We start from the raw sequence: 19428 nt of genomic DNA on the forward strand, positions 1-19428 counted from the left end.
TATAGTATTATAACAAACGATTTTTGTTCCGATTGGCCAGTGATTTAAGATTAGGTAATACTATCGCTATCAGAATAATTGCCACTCCCATCCATTGCAATAAAGCTACATTTTCGCGAAGTATAAGATACGATGATAGTACGGCTACAGGCAGTTCGGCCGTACTGAATATAGCACCCAGCGACACGCCCGTTTTGGGTATCCCGATAGAAAAGAATAGGGGAGGTATTACTGTACCGAATACGGCGAGAGCTAATCCCCACTTATATAGTCCGTCGAACAGTACACCATCGAAAAAGAATAGGGGAGGGAAGATTATAAAGGTCAATATACACGAGCCTGTTATCATTAAAGCACTCTTTTTCAGTGCAGGCAATTCATTACCGACTCTGCCACTTGTGATGAGAAAAAGCGCATAGGCTAGTGCTGCTAAAAAACCGAAGGCAATCCCTGTAGGGTTAAGCGTAAGCGATTCGTTGAATACTCCTCCTGCAAAAACAGTTCCAATAAGTACAATACAGACTGCTATGAGTTGTATACGTGTAGGTTTTTTTTTGAAAATAATAGCTTCTATCACAATACTTATCCACAAGTATTGCATCAACAGGATGATGGAGATAGAAGCCGGTAATAGTTTTACACATTGATAGTAAAATATTCCGACCAATCCCGTGAACATGCCTGCTGCACAAACTTTCCACCACGCGGTTTTGGGTTGAGGTTCGCTCTCTTTTCCTATATCGTATGAGCTTCTTGTAGGGAATAATTTCTTTTGTAAGAGATATAGTATCCATAATAATAACATGCCGAAAAATGTCTGACTACCTGTTATATGTCCTAATGTATATCCTTCGCCATAAGCCGTTTTTACAATAGTAGATAATACACCGAAACTACATGCTCCCAGAAATACAAATATGCTACCTTTTACTCTCTTGTCCATTTATTCTACCTCTCTCTGATTTTTGTACAAAAGTACTCTAAATAACGCTCAGGTGGAATAGAGAGATAAAAATAAAAAAGCATTCAGCAATAATCATATTTATATAAAATGTATTCTTTTATTAGTAATAATTCTGTTAGTTATATCTTTTATAGATAATTGTTTCATTCAATATTGAATATCTTGTATAATGAATATATATTTGGAAAGTATTATCTTTATTATATTTACACTATGGATATATGTATAGATTTTGACGGCACATGTGTGTCTCACGAATTTCCCGATATAGGGAATGATATAGGAGCTGTTCCGGTACTGAAAGAACTGGTGGAGAAAGGGCATCGACTAATTCTTTTTACTATGCGTAGTGATCGCAAGAAGAAGAAAAAAGTGGATGGGCAGGAAGTTATTGTCGAAGAAAATGTATTGTCTGATGCTATCCGATGGTTTGAAGAAAATGGAATCCCCCTATATGGTGTGCAGAAAAATCCGACACAACGTTTCTGGACATCGTCGCCCAAAGCCTACGGACATCTGTATATTGATGATGCTAATCTGGGTTGCCCGCTATTGGATAATGATGAAGGATCTCAAAGACCTTATGTGGACTGGGTAAGAGTGAAAGAAATGCTTGTTGAAAAGGGCGTATTATAAAAATCGGTATGAAAAAAATATTAATGGGGCATGATTTCAAACGCGAAGGATTTAAGGATCTGGAGGGAAAGTTCGAAATGATTTACCCTGAAAATGAACACTTCAAAAGAGAAGAGGTATTAGAACTTATATCAGATATAAATGTACTGATTCCTAATTTTTCTTTTCAGACAGATAAAGAAATAATAGATGCAGGTACTAATTTGCAGCTGATTGCAAACTATGGCGTAGGCTATAATAATATAGATGTAGATTATGCATCTCAAAAAGGCATACCTGTGACTAATACTCCAAATTCGGTACTCGAACCTACGGCTGAACTATGTTTCGCTTTATTGCTTGCTACTGCTCGCAGAGTGGGCTATTATAACAACAAATTGCACAATGGCGAGCGATTGGGTTGGGGGTTGTTTGATAATCCCGGACTACCTGTATATGGGCAAACATTGGGTATTTATGGAATGGGCCGTATCGGTCAATCCGTTGCGCGTCGTGCTGTAGCTTCCGGGATGAAGATTATTTATTGTAATCGTCACCGTTTAGATAAGAGCATTGAAGAAAAATATGGTGCTGCTTATGTTGATTTTGATACCTTACTTAAAGAATCTGATTTTGTTTCTCTGAATGTTCCTGCCACTGCCGAAACCCGCCATTTAATGGGAGAAGCCGAGTTTAAGAAAATGAAGAATACAGCTATACTGATCAATACTGCACGTGGGGCTTTAGTGGATGAAAAGGCTTTAATAGAAGCTTTGAAGAATGAAGAGATATTTGCGGCAGGACTCGATGTGTTTGAGAATGAGCCTAAAATTTCACCGGAATTGTTCAGCTTCGAGAATGTAGTACTGACTCCTCATGCCGGAACACAAACGTATGCTGCCCGTTTAGATATGCAGAGAGAGGTAGCAAAGAATATAATTAATTTCTTCGAGGGAGGAGAAATTAGTAAAGTAAACTGATATAGAAAAGGTGAACTGTTATAGTTCACCTTTTTCTATTTTTTCCATTAAGCCACCACAAGCATCTTCTAAGAGGTCGAGTACCAGTTCGAAACCATCAGCACCCGAATAATAAGGATCGGGAATATGGTCGTGAGTGAAACGTTGCGAAAATTCGGTCATGCGATGTACCTTTTTTCTCGATTCCAGATCTATCGCCAGTTTGTTGATATTGTTATAGTTATTATCATCCATTGTGAGTATAATATCAAACTTATCGAAGTCTTTCGGAGTGAATTTACGTGAAAGGGTGTCGAAGGTATACCCTCTGCGATCCCCATGTTTCCGCATACGGTCGTCGGGCAATACACCATCGTGATAGCCCGAAGTTCCGGCAGAATCGACTGTTATAATTTCTTCAAGTCCCTTATCTTGAACAAGTTTTTTGAAGATACCTTCTCCGGCGGGAGAGCGGCAGATATTGCCTAAACAGACAAAAAGCACATTATATTTTTTCATATTTTGCTCATTTTACTAAGTGATTCAAAGATACAAATTATTATATTGCTATAGCATTATAAATATTCTTAATGTCATGAAACGTTATAGTGGAAGAATACCTGCATGTGGCGTCTTTTGCGGAGGTTGCCCAACTTATATAAGGGAGAAAAACCCTTGTCCCGGAGCCGATATTAACAGAAAGAGATGTGAGAAATGTAAAACCTTTCATCTATGTTGTTCAGAAAAAGGCATAACCTATTGTTATCAATGTTCAATTTTTCCGTGCGCCAAGTTTAAGGCATTCTCTAAGCGATGGCTTAAGTATGGACAAGACTTTATTAAGAATCAAGAGTTATTGAGACGTATCGGCGAAAAAGATTTCCTTACTTATTATAATTTGAAAGTTGACGAATAGTAATTAACATGTGTTCGATATAAGCAAAGTATATGGGTTATGAATTATTATTAGTATCTGTTTTTCAGCTATTCTGTCATCCCGATACGCAGTGAGGGATGACAAAGTTGAATGATGTTTTTTATTGTTTCTTTCTTTATATCGAACACATGTTAATTAGTTTATTGTGCTATCAAATAATCATATACAGTCTTCGATATATCTGCTATTATTTTTGCATTAACATCATCGTTTTCCATCGAATCCGTAATGAAGACAGCAAGTGAGTAGTATTTCCCATTTGGCAGGCGGATAATAGCGATATCGTTCTCTGCGGCTTTCAGTCCATCTTCGTTCCGAAAAGAACTCCCTGTCTTGTTTGCAACAAGTGTTTTTGCGGGAAGCAGGCTTTTTATTTTGTTACTACCTGTAGTTGTTTCAACCATTGTTTTCCATAGAAAATCTTGATAGATTGGAGATAGGAACTTATTATTTCTGAAGACCTCTAATAAGCGAACCGCTGATAGTGGACTCGACCAATTTAAGTATTGGTTTTCAAACTGCTCATGCATTTTGGCCTCCGTCGCAGCTATATGGCAATTTTCTATACCTATACTTTTGATGTATTGATCGACTTTTGTTGTTCCACCAATGTATTTAAACAATATGTCGCAGGCGTTATTATCACTTTTTGCAACACTATATTTTATTAAGTCTGCTATCGACATATTGTAATTTCCATCAGGATTGGTGTCTCTTAGTGGACTATGTGTATCCGGTAATAAATCGTCTTTGGCGATAAATATCTCATGTTCAAGTGAAATATTATTTATCTGCATATAATTTAATACCGCCAATGCCAAGTGGAATTTATATACACTTAGCGTCGGATAGTTGTGGTTATTATTGATGGTAAGCGTATCTTTTCCATCCACAATCAATCCAACTCCTATAGTAGCTTGTTTGTTTTCAATAATCTTTTGGATATTATGTCTTAATCCATCCTTTTGGGCGAAAGCAAAAGGTATTATTGCAGATAAGATTACAAATATTAATGTGCGCTTCATCAGTCAATCAAACGTATTTGTTCTTTTAATCTTCGTATCTCTTCTTGCATATTGTCGATCTTGTCAAGTAGATTATGAATAACATCGATCCCTGCCATATTGATTGATAAATCGTAATACCATCTGGCATATTGCTCCAAGCTTTTCAGTTGAGATATATGTATATAACGCTCATCGTCTATTATACTGATCTCTATCAATCCTTCATCTTCCAGTTGTATTATAAAGTCGGGTTCTATCTGACTTTGTATACAGTATTCGCTTATAATTATCAGTTCGGATTTCATAATGGTAATACTTTGGGTTAAGACTTGGCTAATTTTCTGAACAATTCTTTTTGTTCTTCACTCAGATTAGTAGGAACTTCGACCGAATAGGTTATAATAAGATCTCCGAATTTGCCATCTTGTTTGTATATAGGAAATCCTTTGCCTTTGAGCCTTACTTTAGTGCCATTTTGGGTACCTGCAGGAATTTTTAGTTTTACTTTCCCCGTAAAGGTATCGACCATTTCTTCACCTCCCAGTACGGCGGTATATAAATTGATATTAGCCGTAGAGTATAAGTCGTCGCCTACGCGTTTGAAATTCGTGTCTTCAGTTATTACAAAGGTGATAAACAGATCACCTTTAGGTCCTCCGTTTGCCCCTTCTCCGCCTTGCCCTGCAAGCTTTATTACTTGACCGTCTGCTACACCAGCGGGGATGGTAATACGCAGTTTCTTGCCGTTTACAGCAAGTTCCCGTTTATGGGTCTCATATGCATCACGAAGGTTTATATGTAGCTCTGTGGTATAGTCAGCACCTCTGAATCCTCTTTGCTGTCTGCTGGAGCGTCCTCCTCTGTTGCCAAACAACGATTCGAAGAAGTCTGAAAATTCGCCATTGTCTTCAGTGAAGCTATAGTTGCCACCGCCACCAAATCCTCCATAATCTGCAAATCCTCCATTATGCGATTGTTGCTGACGAGCTTTCTCATATTCTTCAGCATGTTGCCAGTTTTCGCCATACTCGTCGTATTTCTTCCGATTTTCGGGATGGCTGAGCACTTCGTTAGCTTCATTTATTTGCTGAAACTTACGTTTTGCTTCCTCATTATTAGAATTAATATCGGGATGGTATTTACGGGCCAACTTCCGATAAGCTTTTTTTATATCATCGGCAGTAGCTGTTTTAGAAACACCCAATATACTGTAATAGTCTATAAATGCCATATCTATTTAAAATATTAATTTTACATTTTAAAGTTATAACAAATTAATCACAAATAACTTAGGGATGTTGCAAAAAAGGCTACAATCTTATTTTTTGATTTTAGCTCTGTTTTTTAGTTCATTATATATTTTCAGGCATGCCCAGGCGTCAAGAGAAGCATATTTTTTCTGAGCATCTGAAAGTATTTCTGTTTCCCAGTTTGACAGACGCTGCCCCTTTGATATTCTTTTTTCAAAAAGTATGCCATAAATGCGTTGTAAGCTGTTGTCTTCTATACCATAATATTTCACAAAGTCTTGCAAGTCAATGAAGTTTTCGGGGGCCAGTGGCTTCCTTTTATGTATAGCAGAAAAATCGTCTTTAAGAGATAATCCGATCTTCTTTATAGCTGGATTTGTTAGAATATTTGCTAAACAATCCGGCAAACCGATATGATTAAGCCTGAACAGAAAGCATGTATCATTAGTTGATAGTTGCATTAATGCAATTTTGTGCGATACTCCCTTACGAAAAGCGGGACGAGTTTCTGTATCGAACCCTATAGAATCGTATTTTTCTAAATATTGACAGGCTTTCTCAGCTTCATTTTCGGTTTGGACCACAATTATCCTTCCGGCAAAACTCTCTTGAGGAAGTCCGGATATCTGTTCTTTTGTAATTGTACTCACCATATATCGTCTGTATTATCTGTTATATCCGTATCGCTTCCCAGCAATTCATCGTCTGTTGAATATTTAAGTGAATGTAATGCGCGTAAAACATTTACTAATTTTTGTCCCCAGTATACCTTGAAATGTTCGATGCATACATACAGCGCATCGTTCATGTTCTCTGTCAGTCCGCGTTCGTAAATAGTAATGAAGTTCTTTGTATCTTGATAGATATCCGTAAGATCCTCGGAGATGCTAGCTACAATAGGTGTTTCACTATACTTCATATCTTGCAGAAATACCTCCAGATAGGAGTCGTCTTTGCCGAATACATTATATAATTTAGATGATATATAATTGTAATTTTCTTCACTTACGCTTATTTCAGGCTCTTCTTCGTTGACCATTTCGGTATCGGGAACAAGGGATGCCTTCAGATAGAGTAGGGGTAATATCTTTGTCAGTTTGTCTGTTAGCTCAGCTGATTCTATATCTTCAAAGTTTTCCAGATAGCCACAATACTGTACAGCTACTGTAACAAACTCTATAGAATCCCGTGAATAGACAACTTCCTTTAATTCTTCTGCCATTTCTTCATTTTTTATATTATAACAAAATTACGAAATAAAAGTAAGGGGCATCGCCTCTTTTTTACAATTATTTGGAATGGTTAAATAATCTTTCATATTTTAGACTTTTTCTTCCTGTATAATAAAAAAGCCCCTTGCAGACTATGCAGGGGGACTTTATATATTGATATCGGGAAGATATTATTTCTTGGTCATGCGCTTGCGTTCATTCTCATCGAGATATATTTTACGCAGACGGATAGAGCTTGGAGTAACCTCTACATATTCGTCTTCTTTTATATATTCCAGTGCATCTTCAAGGCTGAAAATAATAGCAGGAGCTAGTTTTGCTTTATCGTCAGTACCCGAAGCACGTACGTTACTCATTTTTTTAGCTCTTGTAAGATTAACGACCAAGTCACCTTCTTTCGAGTGTTCACCTACAATCTGTCCCATATAGATGTCAGTTTGTGGTTCTACAAAGAAATGTCCGCGATCTTGCAATTTGTCAAGAGCATATGCATATGCATTGCCTGATTCGCTGGCGATTATAGATCCGTTTGAGCGTTTATCGATGTCGCCTTTCCATGGTTGGAAGTCAAGGAAGCGATGAGATACAACAGCTTCACCTGCCGAAAGTGTAAGTGCAGTATTGTTAATACCGATTATACCACGCGAAGGGATTGTAAATTCGAGATAAACACGATCTCTTTTGGTTTCCATCATAGTTAGTTCGCCACGACGACGAGTCACAAGGTCAATAATCTTACTTGAATATTCTTCAGGTAGATTAATTGTCAATTGCTCTATTGGTTCGTGTTTTACACCATCTATTTCTTTGATGATTACTTTAGGTTGTCCTACTTGCAATTCATAACCTTCTCGACGCATAGTCTCGATTAAAACTGATATATGGAGAATTCCACGTCCGAAAACAGTCCATGAATCAGCATTTTGCGTTAACTCTACGCGTAAAGCTAAATTCTTATCCAACTCGCGTATAAGGCGGTCGTGTATATGGCGGGAGGTAACAAATTTACCCTCTTTACCAAAGAACGGAGAGTCATTGATAGTGAAGAGCATCGACATAGTAGGCTCATCGATATCGATAGGAGGTAATGGCTCCGGGTTTTCGAGGCTGGCAATTGAATCTCCAATTTCAAAACCGTCGATACCAATAAGAGCACATAGGTCACCACATTCGGCACTTGTTACCTTTGTGCGACCAAGTCCCTCGAATGTATTTATTTCTTTAATTCTACTTTTTATGAAGCTTCCGTCACGCTTGCAAAGAGAAACATCCATTCCTTCTTTCAATTCACCGCGGTGAATACGTCCGATAGCGATACGTCCTACATATTTAGAATAATCCAGAGATGTTATTAGCATTTGTGGAGTTCCTTCTAATAATTCAGGGCCGGGGATATGTTTTACAATTGCATCTAAGAGAGGAATAAGATCTTCTGTCTTTTCTTTCCAATCTTCCGACATCCAGCCTTGTTTAGCAGAACCGTAGATAGTAGGGAAGTCCAATTGTTCTTCGGTTGCATCGAGACTGAACATAAGGTCGAATACCATTTCATGCACCTCTTCGGGGCGACAATTTGGTTTGTCTACTTTGTTGATTACAACAATGGGTTTCAATCCCATTTGAATAGCCTTTTGCAGCACAAAACGAGTTTGTGGCATTGGTCCCTCAAATGCATCTACCAATAGTAGACAGCCATCGGCCATATTTAATACTCGTTCAACTTCTCCTCCAAAGTCGGCATGGCCGGGAGTGTCAATAATGTTGATTTTTGTTCCTTTATAGTTGATTGATACGTTTTTGGAAAGGATAGTTATCCCGCGTTCACGCTCCAAATCGTTATTGTCAAGAATAAGATCGCCTGTTGACTGATTGTCTCTGAAAAGTAATCCGGCAAGAAGTAGCTTGTCAACAAGTGTAGTCTTACCATGATCCACGTGTGCGATAATCGCAATGTTTCTAATATTCTGCATACATAAATTTTGAGGTTGCAAAGGTACGCTTTTTTAAACAAAAACATCCACTTAGATTGCTCTAAATGGATGCTTTATGAATATTTTATATATTTTATCCCATATAACCTCTGACAATGCCACGTGGCGAGCTTTTAACGAACTCAACTATTAACTCCATTTCCGGAGTTTTCTCGAATTCTTGCTCTATTTTTTTCACAGCGTCGGTGAAGTTATAGCCTGATTGATAAATGATACGATAGATTTCCTGTATCTCATTTATTTTATCATTCGAATAATTATGTCTTCGTAATCCCACTAGATTTACTCCCGAATAACATACAGGTTCGCGTCCGGCGATAATATATGGAGGGATGTCTTTTCCCAAACGAGTGCCTCCTTGTATCATAACATGAGCACCAATACGGGTAAATTGATGAACAAGTGTACCTCCGCTTAATATAGCATGATGATCTACCTCTACTTCTCCAGCTAGCTGTGTAGCATTACCTATTATAACGTAATCTCCTAATATAGAATCGTGAGCAATGTGGCTATAAGCCATCAGTAAGCAGTTCTTGCCAACGATGGTATGTCCTTTCGATGCTGTTCCGCGATTGACGGTCACGCATTCTCTCACCATAGTACCATCCCCTACAATTGCTAAAGTATCTTCACCTCTGAACTTCAAGTCTTGAGGTATACCTGCAATAACTGCTCCCGGAGAAATACAACAGTTTTTTCCAATCCTAGAACCTTCTCTTATGTTGGCTCCTGACATAATGATTGTACCATCACCTATTTCAACATTCTTATCGATAAATGCGAATGGCTCTATGGTTACATTCTCTCCCAATTTAGCGTCAGAGTCAACATGAGCTAAAGTCGATATGTTTGACATATAATCTTATTTATTTATTTTTTACGATTTGAGCCGTAAATTCGGCTTCTGATACGAGTTTCTCACCAACAAAGGCAAATCCTTTCATGTTAGCAATTCCACGTCGTATTTCTGACATCATTTGAAGGCGGAAGATCAGTGTATCTCCTGGTACAACTTTGCTTCTGAATTTTACATTGTCGATTTTCAAAAAGTAAGTAGAATATCTTTCTGGTTCTTCTACTTGAGAAAGAACAAGAAGACCTCCTATTTGTGCCATTGCCTCAATTTGTAATACTCCCGGCATAACAGGTTCTTGAGGGAAGTGTCCTTGGAAGAACGCCTCATTCATTGTCATGTTTTTAACTCCGACAATATGTTTCTGGCCAATTTCGATAATCTTATCTACCATCAATAATGGGTAACGGTGAGGTAGTAGTAGTTTGATCTTATTGATGTCAAATACAGGTTCGATATTCGGATCGTATATAGGTGGCTGAACTTCGTTCATTTTAATCTGCTTACGGATTGCACGTGCCAATTGATTATTGATTTTGTGCCCCGGGCGTGTAGCTATTATACGTCCTTTGATTGGTTTTCCTATTAGAGCCATATCTCCAACAACATCTAATAGTTTGTGGCGAGCAGGTTCGTTAGGGTATTGAATTTCTTTATTGTTGAGGTAGCCTAGTTCTGTTGCATCCTTTTTGAAAGGAATACCCAATAGCGTGCCTAGATTGTCAAGGGCTTCTTGAGATATTTGTCTTTCGTATATTACGATTGCATTATCGAGATCTCCACCTTTTATTAATCCGGCCTCTAATAATTTTTGTATTTCGCGTACAAAAACAAAAGTACGGGCACCTGCTATTTCATTTTCGAAATCGTTCAGATCATCCAAAGATGCTGATTGATTCGGTATATATTTCGATTCAAATTCAATAAATGAATTTACACAAAATTGTTCGTCCGGTAGCAGGATTATTTTTGATCCTGTTTCTTCGTCCTTTATCTCCATTTTGCGGCGCACGATGAAATAGTCTCTTTCCTCACTTTGTTCTTCCAGACCAACTTTTTTGATAGCTTCTACATATTTGATAGCGCTACCATCCAGTATCGGAAATTCGGGAGCGTTGACATCTATCAAGCAGTTGTCAACATTCAGGGCATATAGTGCAGCCATGGCATGCTCGATAGTACTCACTATCACATCTCCTTTTATTAGCACTGTACCACGTTGAGTATTTCCTACATTCTCGGCAAGAGCATCTATGATAGGTTGATCTTCCAGATCAATTCTTCTTACTTTATATCCGTGATTTTCGGGTGCCGGATTAAATGTAATCGTTATTGGCAACCCTGTATGTAGTCCTTTACCTTGTAGGGTAAAGCTATCTTTCAGCGTGTGTTGTTTATCCATTATTAAAAAGGCTCTTATTTGTTTATTTTAGATTTTAATTCTTCTATTTCTCTTTGTAGTTGCGCCATCTGACGATACATTTCCGGTAGTTTAGGGAAAACTACACTAGACCGGAAAAAATCTTTTACTGGCATGGCCGGTGCTCCTATTATTTTAGCATTTGCTTTTACATTGCTTATTATACCTGCTTGCGCACCGATATTTGCATTGTCACCCACAGTAATATGGCCTCCTAGACCAACTTGTCCGCCAAACATACACTGTTTTCCTATTTTGGTAGAACCTGATACGCCAACCTGAGCTGCCATAACAGTGTTTTCACCCACTTCAACATTATGTGCTATTTGGATGAGGTTATCCAACTTAACACCTTTATGTATTATGGTAGCATCCATAACAGCACGGTCGATAGTTGTATTTGCTCCTATTTCAACATCGTCTGCTATGATTACAATACCTAGTTGAGGTATTTTTTTGTATACATCCTCTTCTAAAGCGAAGCCAAAACCATCTGATCCAATTACAGCTCCTGAGTGTATAATACAATTACTGCCTATCTGGCAACCATCATATATTTTTGCTCCCGAGTAGATAATTGTATTTTCTCCGATAGTAACACCCTCACCAATATAGGATTGGGGGTATATCTTCGATCCTTTGCCTATTTTTGCTCTATCAGCTATATAGGCGAATGCTCCAATATATACGTCTTCTTCTAATACAGCTTTTTCACTCACAAACGACATTTGTTCTATTCCTGTTTTTTTAGGTTTCGATTTTTCAACGAAGTCGAGCAATATGGCTAATGAGGCATATGCATTGAAGGTGCGTATTAGAGTAGCCTCTATGGGATGCTCTGCTACGAAATCATTATTAACTAAGACGATGCTTGCCTTAGTTGTATATATGTAATTGGTGTATTTGGGATTGGCTAAAAATGTCAGGGTCCCTGGTTTACCTTCTTCTATCTTAGAGAAATTAGTAACCTCAACAGAAGGATCACCTTCAATCGTTCCATTTAAAACTGTAGCAATTTGCTGTGCAGTGAAGGATATTTGCATATAAAAAAGTAAAAACTAAATGTATTCTTTTCCGAGAATGCGAAATAAATAATAATTTTCCAAATATATGACTTTTATACTTAAAAACCTTTGGGAGAATACAAAATATTGTTATTTATTCAATCTTTCCGTAAAAGGATATGGGTTGTCTGCTGTTTTCCTGTACCGTAAGTGATGTATAACCTGTATCTCCGATTCGTAGAACAAGTTTATAATTATGTTGGTTGTCTTTGATGTCTATCGATACATCCCACATACCTTTTTTCTTTTCCGAAATTAAGTAATCAAATTTGGTACTCACAAATTTTATACCTCCTTCATCAGAAGAATAAGGGGCTGAATAGGCACGTCCGAAATAGGGTAAATATGAGGTAATTGTATCTTTTGTTATTTTTAAAGAGTAAGGTGATGTTAGCTGAATAGTTCTTCCTCCACTCATCGGTGTCGCAGTAGAAGGAACAAAGGTATAATTCACAGAGTCTATTTTTTCGGTCATGCGTGAGATTGTTCCTTGATCAGAAACACTTGTTTCTCCTGTTTTGCAACTTGCCAATAAATTAGTTAGCAGTATAATAGCTGTAATCTTTAAAATTAGTTTCATACCATCCATCATTTTATAATAGAACGTATGATTGTTCGGAATGTTTTATTAGATGGGTAAATATGGTAAAAAGCAAGTAGCTATATATAGAATAAAGTAAAGGTAAAATAGGAATATTTTCCACTTATCTTCAGCTAAAGCATAAAAATGAGAAAGAATTAAAGTGCCTACCCCTATAGCGATGTATATGTTAGATATATAATTAATATTGAGGAAGATAGAAAGCAAGATGGAAACAGAAGTAATTAAAATCAGTAAGTAGATATATGCGCGTGTTCTGATTTTATCTTTGTAGCTGTTTATGTAGCTATCTATAAGTATGATACTTATTATTATTCCCGAAAATCCAATTATAATCCAATCGGCAAGCTGGAGATTTAGAATAGGTAAATTACTTAATTGATTTATAGTAACTGATGTAAATGGTGCATAAAAAACAGCTAATTTATCTGTAAAGAGATAATAAGAAAATGCAGGAAAGTATAGAATTATTATTCCCAGCATCGTTGCCAAGAATGATTTAAAATTGAAGCATCTCATTATTCCCAGCCCAATCCATAAAATAGGAAAGTATAAAAGTAGCCCGGGTACAAAAAGGCTGCCTAGTGTCAGAATAAAACTAGCATTGAATGCTCCAAATTGTTTTTTGTCGCTATTATATGACGAAAACAGAGAGGATATGGTTAATAGAATGAATAAAACTCCGAAATATTCTGCACTCATTCCCAGAAAAAAGGTACTACAACTGAATAGTAGTACAGAAAAGGCTGCAGGTAGAAATGTTTTTCTTCTGATTAATACATATTTTGTATTTATGTGGCTATTCAAGAAGGCGATAAGAGCAATAGCTATACTGGTACTCAGTAAAGAGATTGTTGCTGATTGAGCAAAAAAGAATGAAATTGGAATCCACAGATAGCCATTGGATGGAGAAGATATATAAAATAACGACTCGTCAGAAAATATGAAATATATTATCCGGATAAGAATCGCGAATAGGATGGCGAATATAAATATGCCCTTCCCTTCTGCAATCGTCTTTTTATATGATCTGAGATTCACTATCTAATGTTTATTTCAGGTCGAAGCCAATATCTTTACGATAATATTTCTTATCGAACTTTATTTTTTCCGCATTTTGGAATGATAAAGTAAGGGCTTCTTTTTTTGTCTCTCCATAAGAGCTTACAGCAATTACGCGTCCGCCGTTTGTAAGAACTTTACCATCCGACAATTTAGTTCCTGCATGAAACAGGATACTGTCAGATATTGCATCGAGTCCGGTCATTTCTTTATTCTTTTCGTAGTCTCCAGGATATCCGCCCGAAACGAGCATTACTGTTACTACGTATCTAGGGTCTATTTCCAGCGTTTTTTCTTTTAATGTTTTGGTTGCGACACCCTCCAGCAAAGAAACAAAATCCGATTTTATGCGAAGCATTACCGCTTCTGTTTCAGGATCACCCATTCGGACATTATATTCTATTACCATTGGTTCGCCTTTTACTTCTATCAGTCCAACGAAGATGAAACCTTTGTATGTGATGTTGTCTTTCTTTAAGCCTTCAACAGTCGGTATTACAATGCGTTCCTCTACCTTCTTCATGAAGATTTCGTCAGCAAACGAAACCGGAGAAACAGCTCCCATACCACCTGTATTTAATCCTGTATCACCTTCACCTATGCGCTTATAGTCTTTTGCAACAGGCAAAATTTTATATGAATCGCCATCTGTCATTACAAATACGGAGCATTCTATTCCCGATAAGAATTCTTCGATCACAACAGTTTTGCTGGCATCCCCAAACATGCCACTAAGCATTTCTTTGAGTTCGGACTTAGCTTCGTCGAGATCATTTATGATAAGTACACCTTTTCCGGCGGCTAAACCATCGGCTTTTAGTACATATGGTGCTTGCAGTTGTTCAAGGAATGAATAAGCATCTTCTAACTGATTTAAAGAAAAGCTTTTGTAGCGAGCTGTAGGTATATTATGGCGAACCATAAACTGTTTAGCAAAATCTTTGCTGCCTTCGAGTTCTGCGCCTTTTTGCGAAGGACCGATAACCGGGATATTTTTTGTTTGCGTATCGTTTGCAAAATAGTCGTAGATTCCTTTAACTAATGGTTCTTCGGGACCGACAACTATCATGTCGATATTGTTTTCCAACACAAATTGTTTTATTGAGGGGAAATCGGTTATAGATAAATCTATGTTTTTACCAATCAGGCCAGTGCCAGCATTACCCGGTGCAATGTAGAGGTTATCTACTTTGGTACTTTGATTAATTTTCCACGCTAAAGCGTTTTCGCGTCCGCCACTTCCTAACAATAAAATATTCATAATGGATACTGATTTTTCTTTGAATGACAAAGATATATGATTATTTTCTGTTAACATGAAATCCTGAATATTTATTGTAATTTTGCACCCTTAATAAAGGAAAAAAACGACAGATGGATATAGAAAAGGGTATATTTAAACGCACCGAGTTACTATTGGGTAGTGATTTAATGAATAAAATTTCTTCTACACGTGTTATAATATTCGGTGTGGGAGGTGTTGGTAGCTGGTGTGCAGAGAGTCTCGTACGATCAGGGATAAAACATTTAACAATAGTAGATGCAGATCGTGTCTGTGAAACAAATATAAATCGTCAGTTGATGGCCACGACCAAGACTGTGGGGCAGGTAAAAGTTGATGTGCTAAAATCGCGATTGTTAGATATAAATCCAGATGCTGAAATAACGACTTTAGCTCAGGTGTATAGTGAAGAGTCATCAGCGTCTTTCCATTTGGGTACTTATGATTATATAATAGATGCCATAGACAGCCTCAAGCATAAAATCCATCTTATTCAAGCTGCAACAAAAACACAAGGAACTTTGTTTTCATCTATGGGAGCCGCCTTAAAGATGGATCCTTCGAGAATAAAAGTTGCAGAGTTTTGGAAAGTTCAGGGATGCAGACTTGCTTCTGCTTTGCGTCAGCGGATGAAAAAAGAAAATAAACCTGCTAAAAAATTCTTATGTGTATATAGCGATGAACTTTTAGAAAACAAAGGTTTGGTTTATGAGCAGGACGAATCTAAAAGTTCGGCATTGCTTCGAGAAAAGAACCCGAGTAAAAAGGCACAAGTAAACGGTACTATGTCTCATATTACCGCCATTTTCGGATTGAATTTAGCAGGGTTGGTAATTCAGGATATTTGTAAAGAATAAGTAAAATATTACGAAGATATTTTTGCATCTTTGTAGGAAATTCATTAAAACACATAGATATGAGTGAGTTAGTTGTTAAATATGGTATATCGGGAGGTAAAAAGATAACTAATATTGTTATCGGTATTTATCTGATAATTTTCAGCCTTTACTTCTGTATTACCGAAGGCGTGGCAAGTCGTTTTGATATTCTTTTCTGTAGTTCTCTGATCGGAGTCGTAATGGCTGCTATATTATTGCTTAGTAATACCCTTTGGTTACCGGGAGATACATTGAGAATCGATAGTAATTCTATTGAAGCCAGTTTACCCGGACAAAGTAATGTAAAGATAGAATGGACAACAGTCAGCCAAGTAAACATTGGAGTGAGCTACATTGTCCTTTTGCTTAACGGTGGACAAAAACAACGCAAGTTAGACCTATCCAATCTTATTTATAGTGATGTTACGGCGGTGAAAAGCAAAATTGTAGAGTTAAGCGAGTTTAAGAATATACCTTATCAGAATGACTGATAAATATTGTATTTTTACATAATGGACTCTAAAACAAAGGTTTTAAAAGATAATTTTGTACAGCTAAAAAACGTTGTTATAACAATACTGCCTAAGGGTAAGATAGAAATATCGCTTTTTCTGTTTTTTACTTTTATTTATTTATCGTATTCATTGTTCTTACTTTTCCATACCTATATTCTAGACTATCCTTATGCAGGAATTTATGATTTATATCTTTCTTTTGACAATACACCTATATTTAATCAAGGTTTTCTGAATTTGGAAAGGCATCCCTTGATGCTCTATTTCACCAAGCCTTTAATGTTGGTAGGAGATGTATTAATTAAATTATTCGGCTATAAAGCGAAAGGAGTATTTATAGTTTTATTTTGCACTTCAATAGTCTCTTTATCTATAGTTTATATATATCGGTATCTTAAGATTATAGTAGGAGTAAATAAGTACCCTCTTTACCTTTTAGTTTTCTTCTATGGGTTCTTTTCAACAAATCTTATTCTCTGTTTCACCATCGAATCTTTTACAATTTCATTGTTCCTCCTGACTTTTACTGTATATTATTATAGCTACTGTATATTATCGGAGAAGAAAGTGACATTTCTTTCCAATATATTTTTTGCATTTGCATTAGGAGGTACAACAATAACAAACTTTGCAAAAGGAATTATTCCGATATTCTTTATTAAAGGGAATATAAAAAATAAGCTTTATAAAATATTCGCTTTAGGAATATTGTTTTTCTTAAGCCTTGTATGGATAGAATTTAGATATAACATTTTTTCAAATCTTACTTCTGGGATTAATAAGTTTATCTATTCCGAGAGTAGTTTGCTTGAGAAGGTAGTTGATCTATTTTTAGGATCTCCGATATTTTTTCCTCCGATACAAAAAGGACTGAATGAGTATTCAGGGGTGATGATAGAAACCGATCGTTATCATTTTTGGTGGCAATATCTATTTGTTGGGCTATTATTCTTTTTTATCATATACTCTATAATTAGAGGTTATAAAAATAAGTATATTCAACTTTTAGTACTATTCTTTAGCTGTGATATTTTTTTACATGTAATTTTGAAATTTGGTATTGCTGAGGGATTTTTATATGGAGGTCATTGGGTTTATGTAGTACCTCTTTTTCTAGGTTGGTTATATAAATCATTAAGTAAAAAAACGGGTAATATATTTCTATTATTATTATCTTGCATGTTTCTTTTTCTGTGTGTAAATAATATTTACCAATTAATTAATTTTCTCACCCTTGCGATAGAATATTATCCTTTAGTATTGCCGGACTGGATTTCAATTTAATTATATAATGAGAAGAATAAAATCATACATACAGCTGATACGGGTGCATCAATGGGTTAAAAATCTATTCGTATTTATTCCAATGTTTTTTGCATTTAGGATGACTGAGATTCCTTTAATTATAGCTTGTATTTGGGCTTTTATTGGTTTGTCATTCGTTGCCAGTTCTATATACATCGTTAATGACTTGTGCGATATTGAAGCTGACAAGTTACATCCTATGAAAAGAAACAGACCTTTAGCTTCGGGAACTGTAAATAAGAGAGATGCCTTTATTCTATTTACTTTTTTGCTTGCATCAGGATTCTCAATGTATATATTCTTATTAAAAGATATTTATGCTGTTGCACTATTGGGACTCTACTTTGTGTTAAATGTCCTTTATTCATTTAAGTTGAAGCATATTGCTATTGTTGATGTTTCTATTGTCGCTGCGGGTTTCGTTATACGTCTTTTTCTCGGTGGGTTGGTAACAGATGTACCTCTTTCCAGATGGGTTGTAATTATGACGTTTTTGTTAGCATTACTTTTAGCTCTGGGGAAACGGAGAGATGATGTTCTTATTTTTATTGAAACGGGTAATAAGGCTCGAAAAAATCTGGATGGTTATAATCTCGATTTCTTGAATACTGTTATTACTATAATGTCTAGTATTATAATTGTTTCTTATATCATGTACACGGTTTCACCCGAAGTGATTGCTCGTAATGGGGAAAATTTATATCTATCCTCTATTTTTGTTATACTTGGTATTCTACGCTATTTACAAATTGTTTTTGTAAAAGGGGATGGAGGAAATCCAACTAAAATATTTATTAAAGATCGCTTTATGCATATAATATTTATTGGTTGGATAGGTACTTTTTTGATATTTTCACTTCTTTACAAATAAAACGTTATGGCATGAAAATTGTTGAAGAATCAAGAATTATTGCAGTCTTCGATTTTGATGGGACGATTACAGTGAAGGATACTCTTTTTGACTTTATCGTTTTTTGTCATGGGGGATGGAAGTTAGTAGCTGGATTGCTTATTTTATCGCCAATATTAGTTCTTTTTAAGCTTGGTTTTATTACAAATGAATCAGCAAAACAACGTATGTTTTCCTTTTTCTTCAAAGGAAAAAAGAAACCTGATTTCGATCTTTATTGTCAGAGATATAGTAGGAGAATTGATGAAATAACGAATTTAGAAGCTGCTGATAAGATTAAGTGGCACCAATCAGAAGGGCATCAGATAATAATAATAAGTGCTTCTATTGTCGATTGGATTAAACCTTGGGCAAATACTTCAAATATAGAAGAGGTAATTGGTACGCAGATAGAAATAAAAGATAATATAATAACGGGTAGATTTGCAAGTAAGAACTGTTATGGGCGGGAGAAAGTAAATCGTTTACTCGCATTGTATCCTGATAGAGATTCCTATAAATTATATGCATATGGAGATAGTAGCGGCGATAAAGAATTGCTCTCCATCGCCGATTATCCATTCTATAGAAAGTTCTGAAT

Annotated in this window: 22 protein-coding genes; 8 read left to right on the plus strand and 14 right to left on the minus strand. The window is 36.3% G+C overall.

The features are described 5' to 3' along the window. Positions 1–7: 7 nt before the first annotated feature. On the minus strand, positions 8–943 hold the full coding sequence (locus tag G7Y57_RS11145; RefSeq protein WP_165023930.1) for an EamA family transporter: 936 nt from the start codon (positions 941–943) through the stop codon (positions 8–10). A 234-nt stretch (positions 944–1177) separates the two neighbouring features. Between G7Y57_RS11145 and G7Y57_RS11150 the strand changes: the two genes are divergently transcribed. Further along, on the plus strand, positions 1178–1600 hold the full coding sequence (locus G7Y57_RS11150) for a hypothetical protein (protein ID WP_165023933.1): 423 nt from the start codon (positions 1178–1180) through the stop codon (positions 1598–1600). A gap of 8 nt (positions 1601–1608) precedes the next feature. Beyond that, positions 1609–2559: an NAD(P)-dependent oxidoreductase gene (locus G7Y57_RS11155; RefSeq protein WP_165023935.1), complete on the plus strand. Its 951-nt coding sequence runs from the start codon at positions 1609–1611 to the stop codon at positions 2557–2559. An 18-nt stretch (positions 2560–2577) separates the two neighbouring features. On the opposite strand, the gene G7Y57_RS11160 is transcribed toward G7Y57_RS11155, so the two are convergent. Beyond that, positions 2578–3057 carry a low molecular weight protein-tyrosine-phosphatase gene (locus G7Y57_RS11160; RefSeq protein ID WP_165023937.1) on the minus strand — a complete coding sequence of 160 codons (480 nt, stop codon included), beginning with the start codon at positions 3055–3057 and terminating at the stop codon, positions 2578–2580. Positions 3058–3133: 76 nt separating this feature from the next. On the opposite strand from G7Y57_RS11160, the gene G7Y57_RS11165 reads away from it, so the two are divergent. Further along, positions 3134–3454: a DUF3795 domain-containing protein gene (locus tag G7Y57_RS11165; protein WP_165023940.1), complete on the plus strand. Its 321-nt coding sequence runs from the start codon at positions 3134–3136 to the stop codon at positions 3452–3454. A 161-nt stretch (positions 3455–3615) separates the two neighbouring features. Here the strand turns inward: G7Y57_RS11165 and bla are convergent, their stop codons facing one another. The 12 genes from bla to purD all read right to left on the minus strand — a co-directional run bounded on the left by bla (position 3616) and on the right by purD (position 15219). Continuing rightward, the gene (gene bla / locus G7Y57_RS11170) at positions 3616–4500 is read right to left on the minus strand and encodes a class A beta-lactamase, subclass A2 (RefSeq protein WP_255491424.1); all 885 of its coding nucleotides are present in this window, start codon (positions 4498–4500) and stop codon (positions 3616–3618) included. After that, entirely contained in the window at positions 4500–4787 is a 288-nt protein-coding gene (locus tag G7Y57_RS11175; protein WP_165023942.1) for a chaperone modulator CbpM, read from the minus strand. Before G7Y57_RS11175 ends, bla begins: the two co-directional genes overlap by 1 nt. Before the next feature lie 17 nt (positions 4788–4804). Beyond that, entirely contained in the window at positions 4805–5713 is a 909-nt protein-coding gene (locus G7Y57_RS11180; RefSeq protein ID WP_165023945.1) for a DnaJ C-terminal domain-containing protein, read from the minus strand. 87 nt (positions 5714–5800) lie between these two features. Next, positions 5801–6385: a 3'-5' exonuclease gene (locus G7Y57_RS11185; RefSeq protein WP_165023948.1), complete on the minus strand. Its 585-nt coding sequence runs from the start codon at positions 6383–6385 to the stop codon at positions 5801–5803. Further along, a complete protein-coding gene (locus G7Y57_RS11190; protein ID WP_165023950.1) occupies positions 6379–6954 on the minus strand; it encodes a DUF5063 domain-containing protein in 576 nt (191 codons plus the stop codon). The genes G7Y57_RS11185 and G7Y57_RS11190 overlap by 7 nt, the downstream gene beginning before the upstream one ends. Before the next feature lie 180 nt (positions 6955–7134). Beyond that, positions 7135–8934: a translational GTPase TypA gene (typA, locus tag G7Y57_RS11195; protein ID WP_165023953.1), complete on the minus strand. Its 1800-nt coding sequence runs from the start codon at positions 8932–8934 to the stop codon at positions 7135–7137. Positions 8935–9028: 94 nt separating this feature from the next. Then, the gene (gene lpxA, locus G7Y57_RS11200; protein WP_165023955.1) at positions 9029–9814 is read right to left on the minus strand and encodes an acyl-ACP--UDP-N-acetylglucosamine O-acyltransferase; all 786 of its coding nucleotides are present in this window, start codon (positions 9812–9814) and stop codon (positions 9029–9031) included. 10 nt (positions 9815–9824) lie between these two features. Next, positions 9825–11213, minus strand: a complete 1389-nt coding sequence (locus tag G7Y57_RS11205) for a bifunctional UDP-3-O-[3-hydroxymyristoyl] N-acetylglucosamine deacetylase/3-hydroxyacyl-ACP dehydratase (RefSeq protein WP_165023958.1) — start codon at positions 11211–11213, stop codon at positions 9825–9827. 14 nt (positions 11214–11227) lie between these two features. Then, on the minus strand, positions 11228–12268 hold the full coding sequence (gene lpxD / locus G7Y57_RS11210) for a UDP-3-O-(3-hydroxymyristoyl)glucosamine N-acyltransferase (protein ID WP_185153936.1): 1041 nt from the start codon (positions 12266–12268) through the stop codon (positions 11228–11230). A 121-nt stretch (positions 12269–12389) separates the two neighbouring features. Beyond that, entirely contained in the window at positions 12390–12875 is a 486-nt protein-coding gene (locus tag G7Y57_RS11215; protein WP_255491425.1) for a DUF4251 domain-containing protein, read from the minus strand. A gap of 48 nt (positions 12876–12923) precedes the next feature. Further along, on the minus strand, positions 12924–13937 hold the full coding sequence (locus G7Y57_RS11220; protein ID WP_165023963.1) for a hypothetical protein: 1014 nt from the start codon (positions 13935–13937) through the stop codon (positions 12924–12926). Between the two features lie 10 nt (positions 13938–13947). Continuing rightward, entirely contained in the window at positions 13948–15219 is a 1272-nt protein-coding gene (purD, locus tag G7Y57_RS11225) for a phosphoribosylamine--glycine ligase (RefSeq protein WP_165023965.1), read from the minus strand. A 113-nt stretch (positions 15220–15332) separates the two neighbouring features. Here purD and G7Y57_RS11230 point away from each other — a divergent pair, with 113 nt between their 5' ends. From G7Y57_RS11230 to G7Y57_RS11250, 5 genes are read left to right on the plus strand one after another with little or no spacing between them, the layout of a single operon-like run. After that, complete coding sequence (locus G7Y57_RS11230; protein ID WP_165023968.1) at positions 15333–16097, plus strand: ThiF family adenylyltransferase; 765 nt, start codon at positions 15333–15335, stop codon at positions 16095–16097. Between the two features lie 59 nt (positions 16098–16156). Beyond that, complete coding sequence (locus G7Y57_RS11235; protein ID WP_165023970.1) at positions 16157–16609, plus strand: hypothetical protein; 453 nt, start codon at positions 16157–16159, stop codon at positions 16607–16609. A gap of 21 nt (positions 16610–16630) precedes the next feature. Continuing rightward, a complete protein-coding gene (locus G7Y57_RS17895) occupies positions 16631–17917 on the plus strand; it encodes a DUF6080 domain-containing protein (RefSeq protein WP_221412126.1) in 1287 nt (428 codons plus the stop codon). A gap of 7 nt (positions 17918–17924) precedes the next feature. Further along, complete coding sequence (locus G7Y57_RS11245) at positions 17925–18809, plus strand: decaprenyl-phosphate phosphoribosyltransferase (RefSeq protein WP_165023976.1); 885 nt, start codon at positions 17925–17927, stop codon at positions 18807–18809. Positions 18810–18820: 11 nt separating this feature from the next. Then, positions 18821–19426: an HAD-IB family hydrolase gene (locus G7Y57_RS11250; protein WP_165023978.1), complete on the plus strand. Its 606-nt coding sequence runs from the start codon at positions 18821–18823 to the stop codon at positions 19424–19426. The last annotated feature ends 2 nt before the right edge of the window (positions 19427–19428 follow it).

The sequence above is a fragment of the Dysgonomonas sp. ZJ279 genome, assembly GCF_011039205.1.
Lineage (GTDB): Bacteria > Bacteroidota > Bacteroidia > Bacteroidales > Dysgonomonadaceae > Dysgonomonas.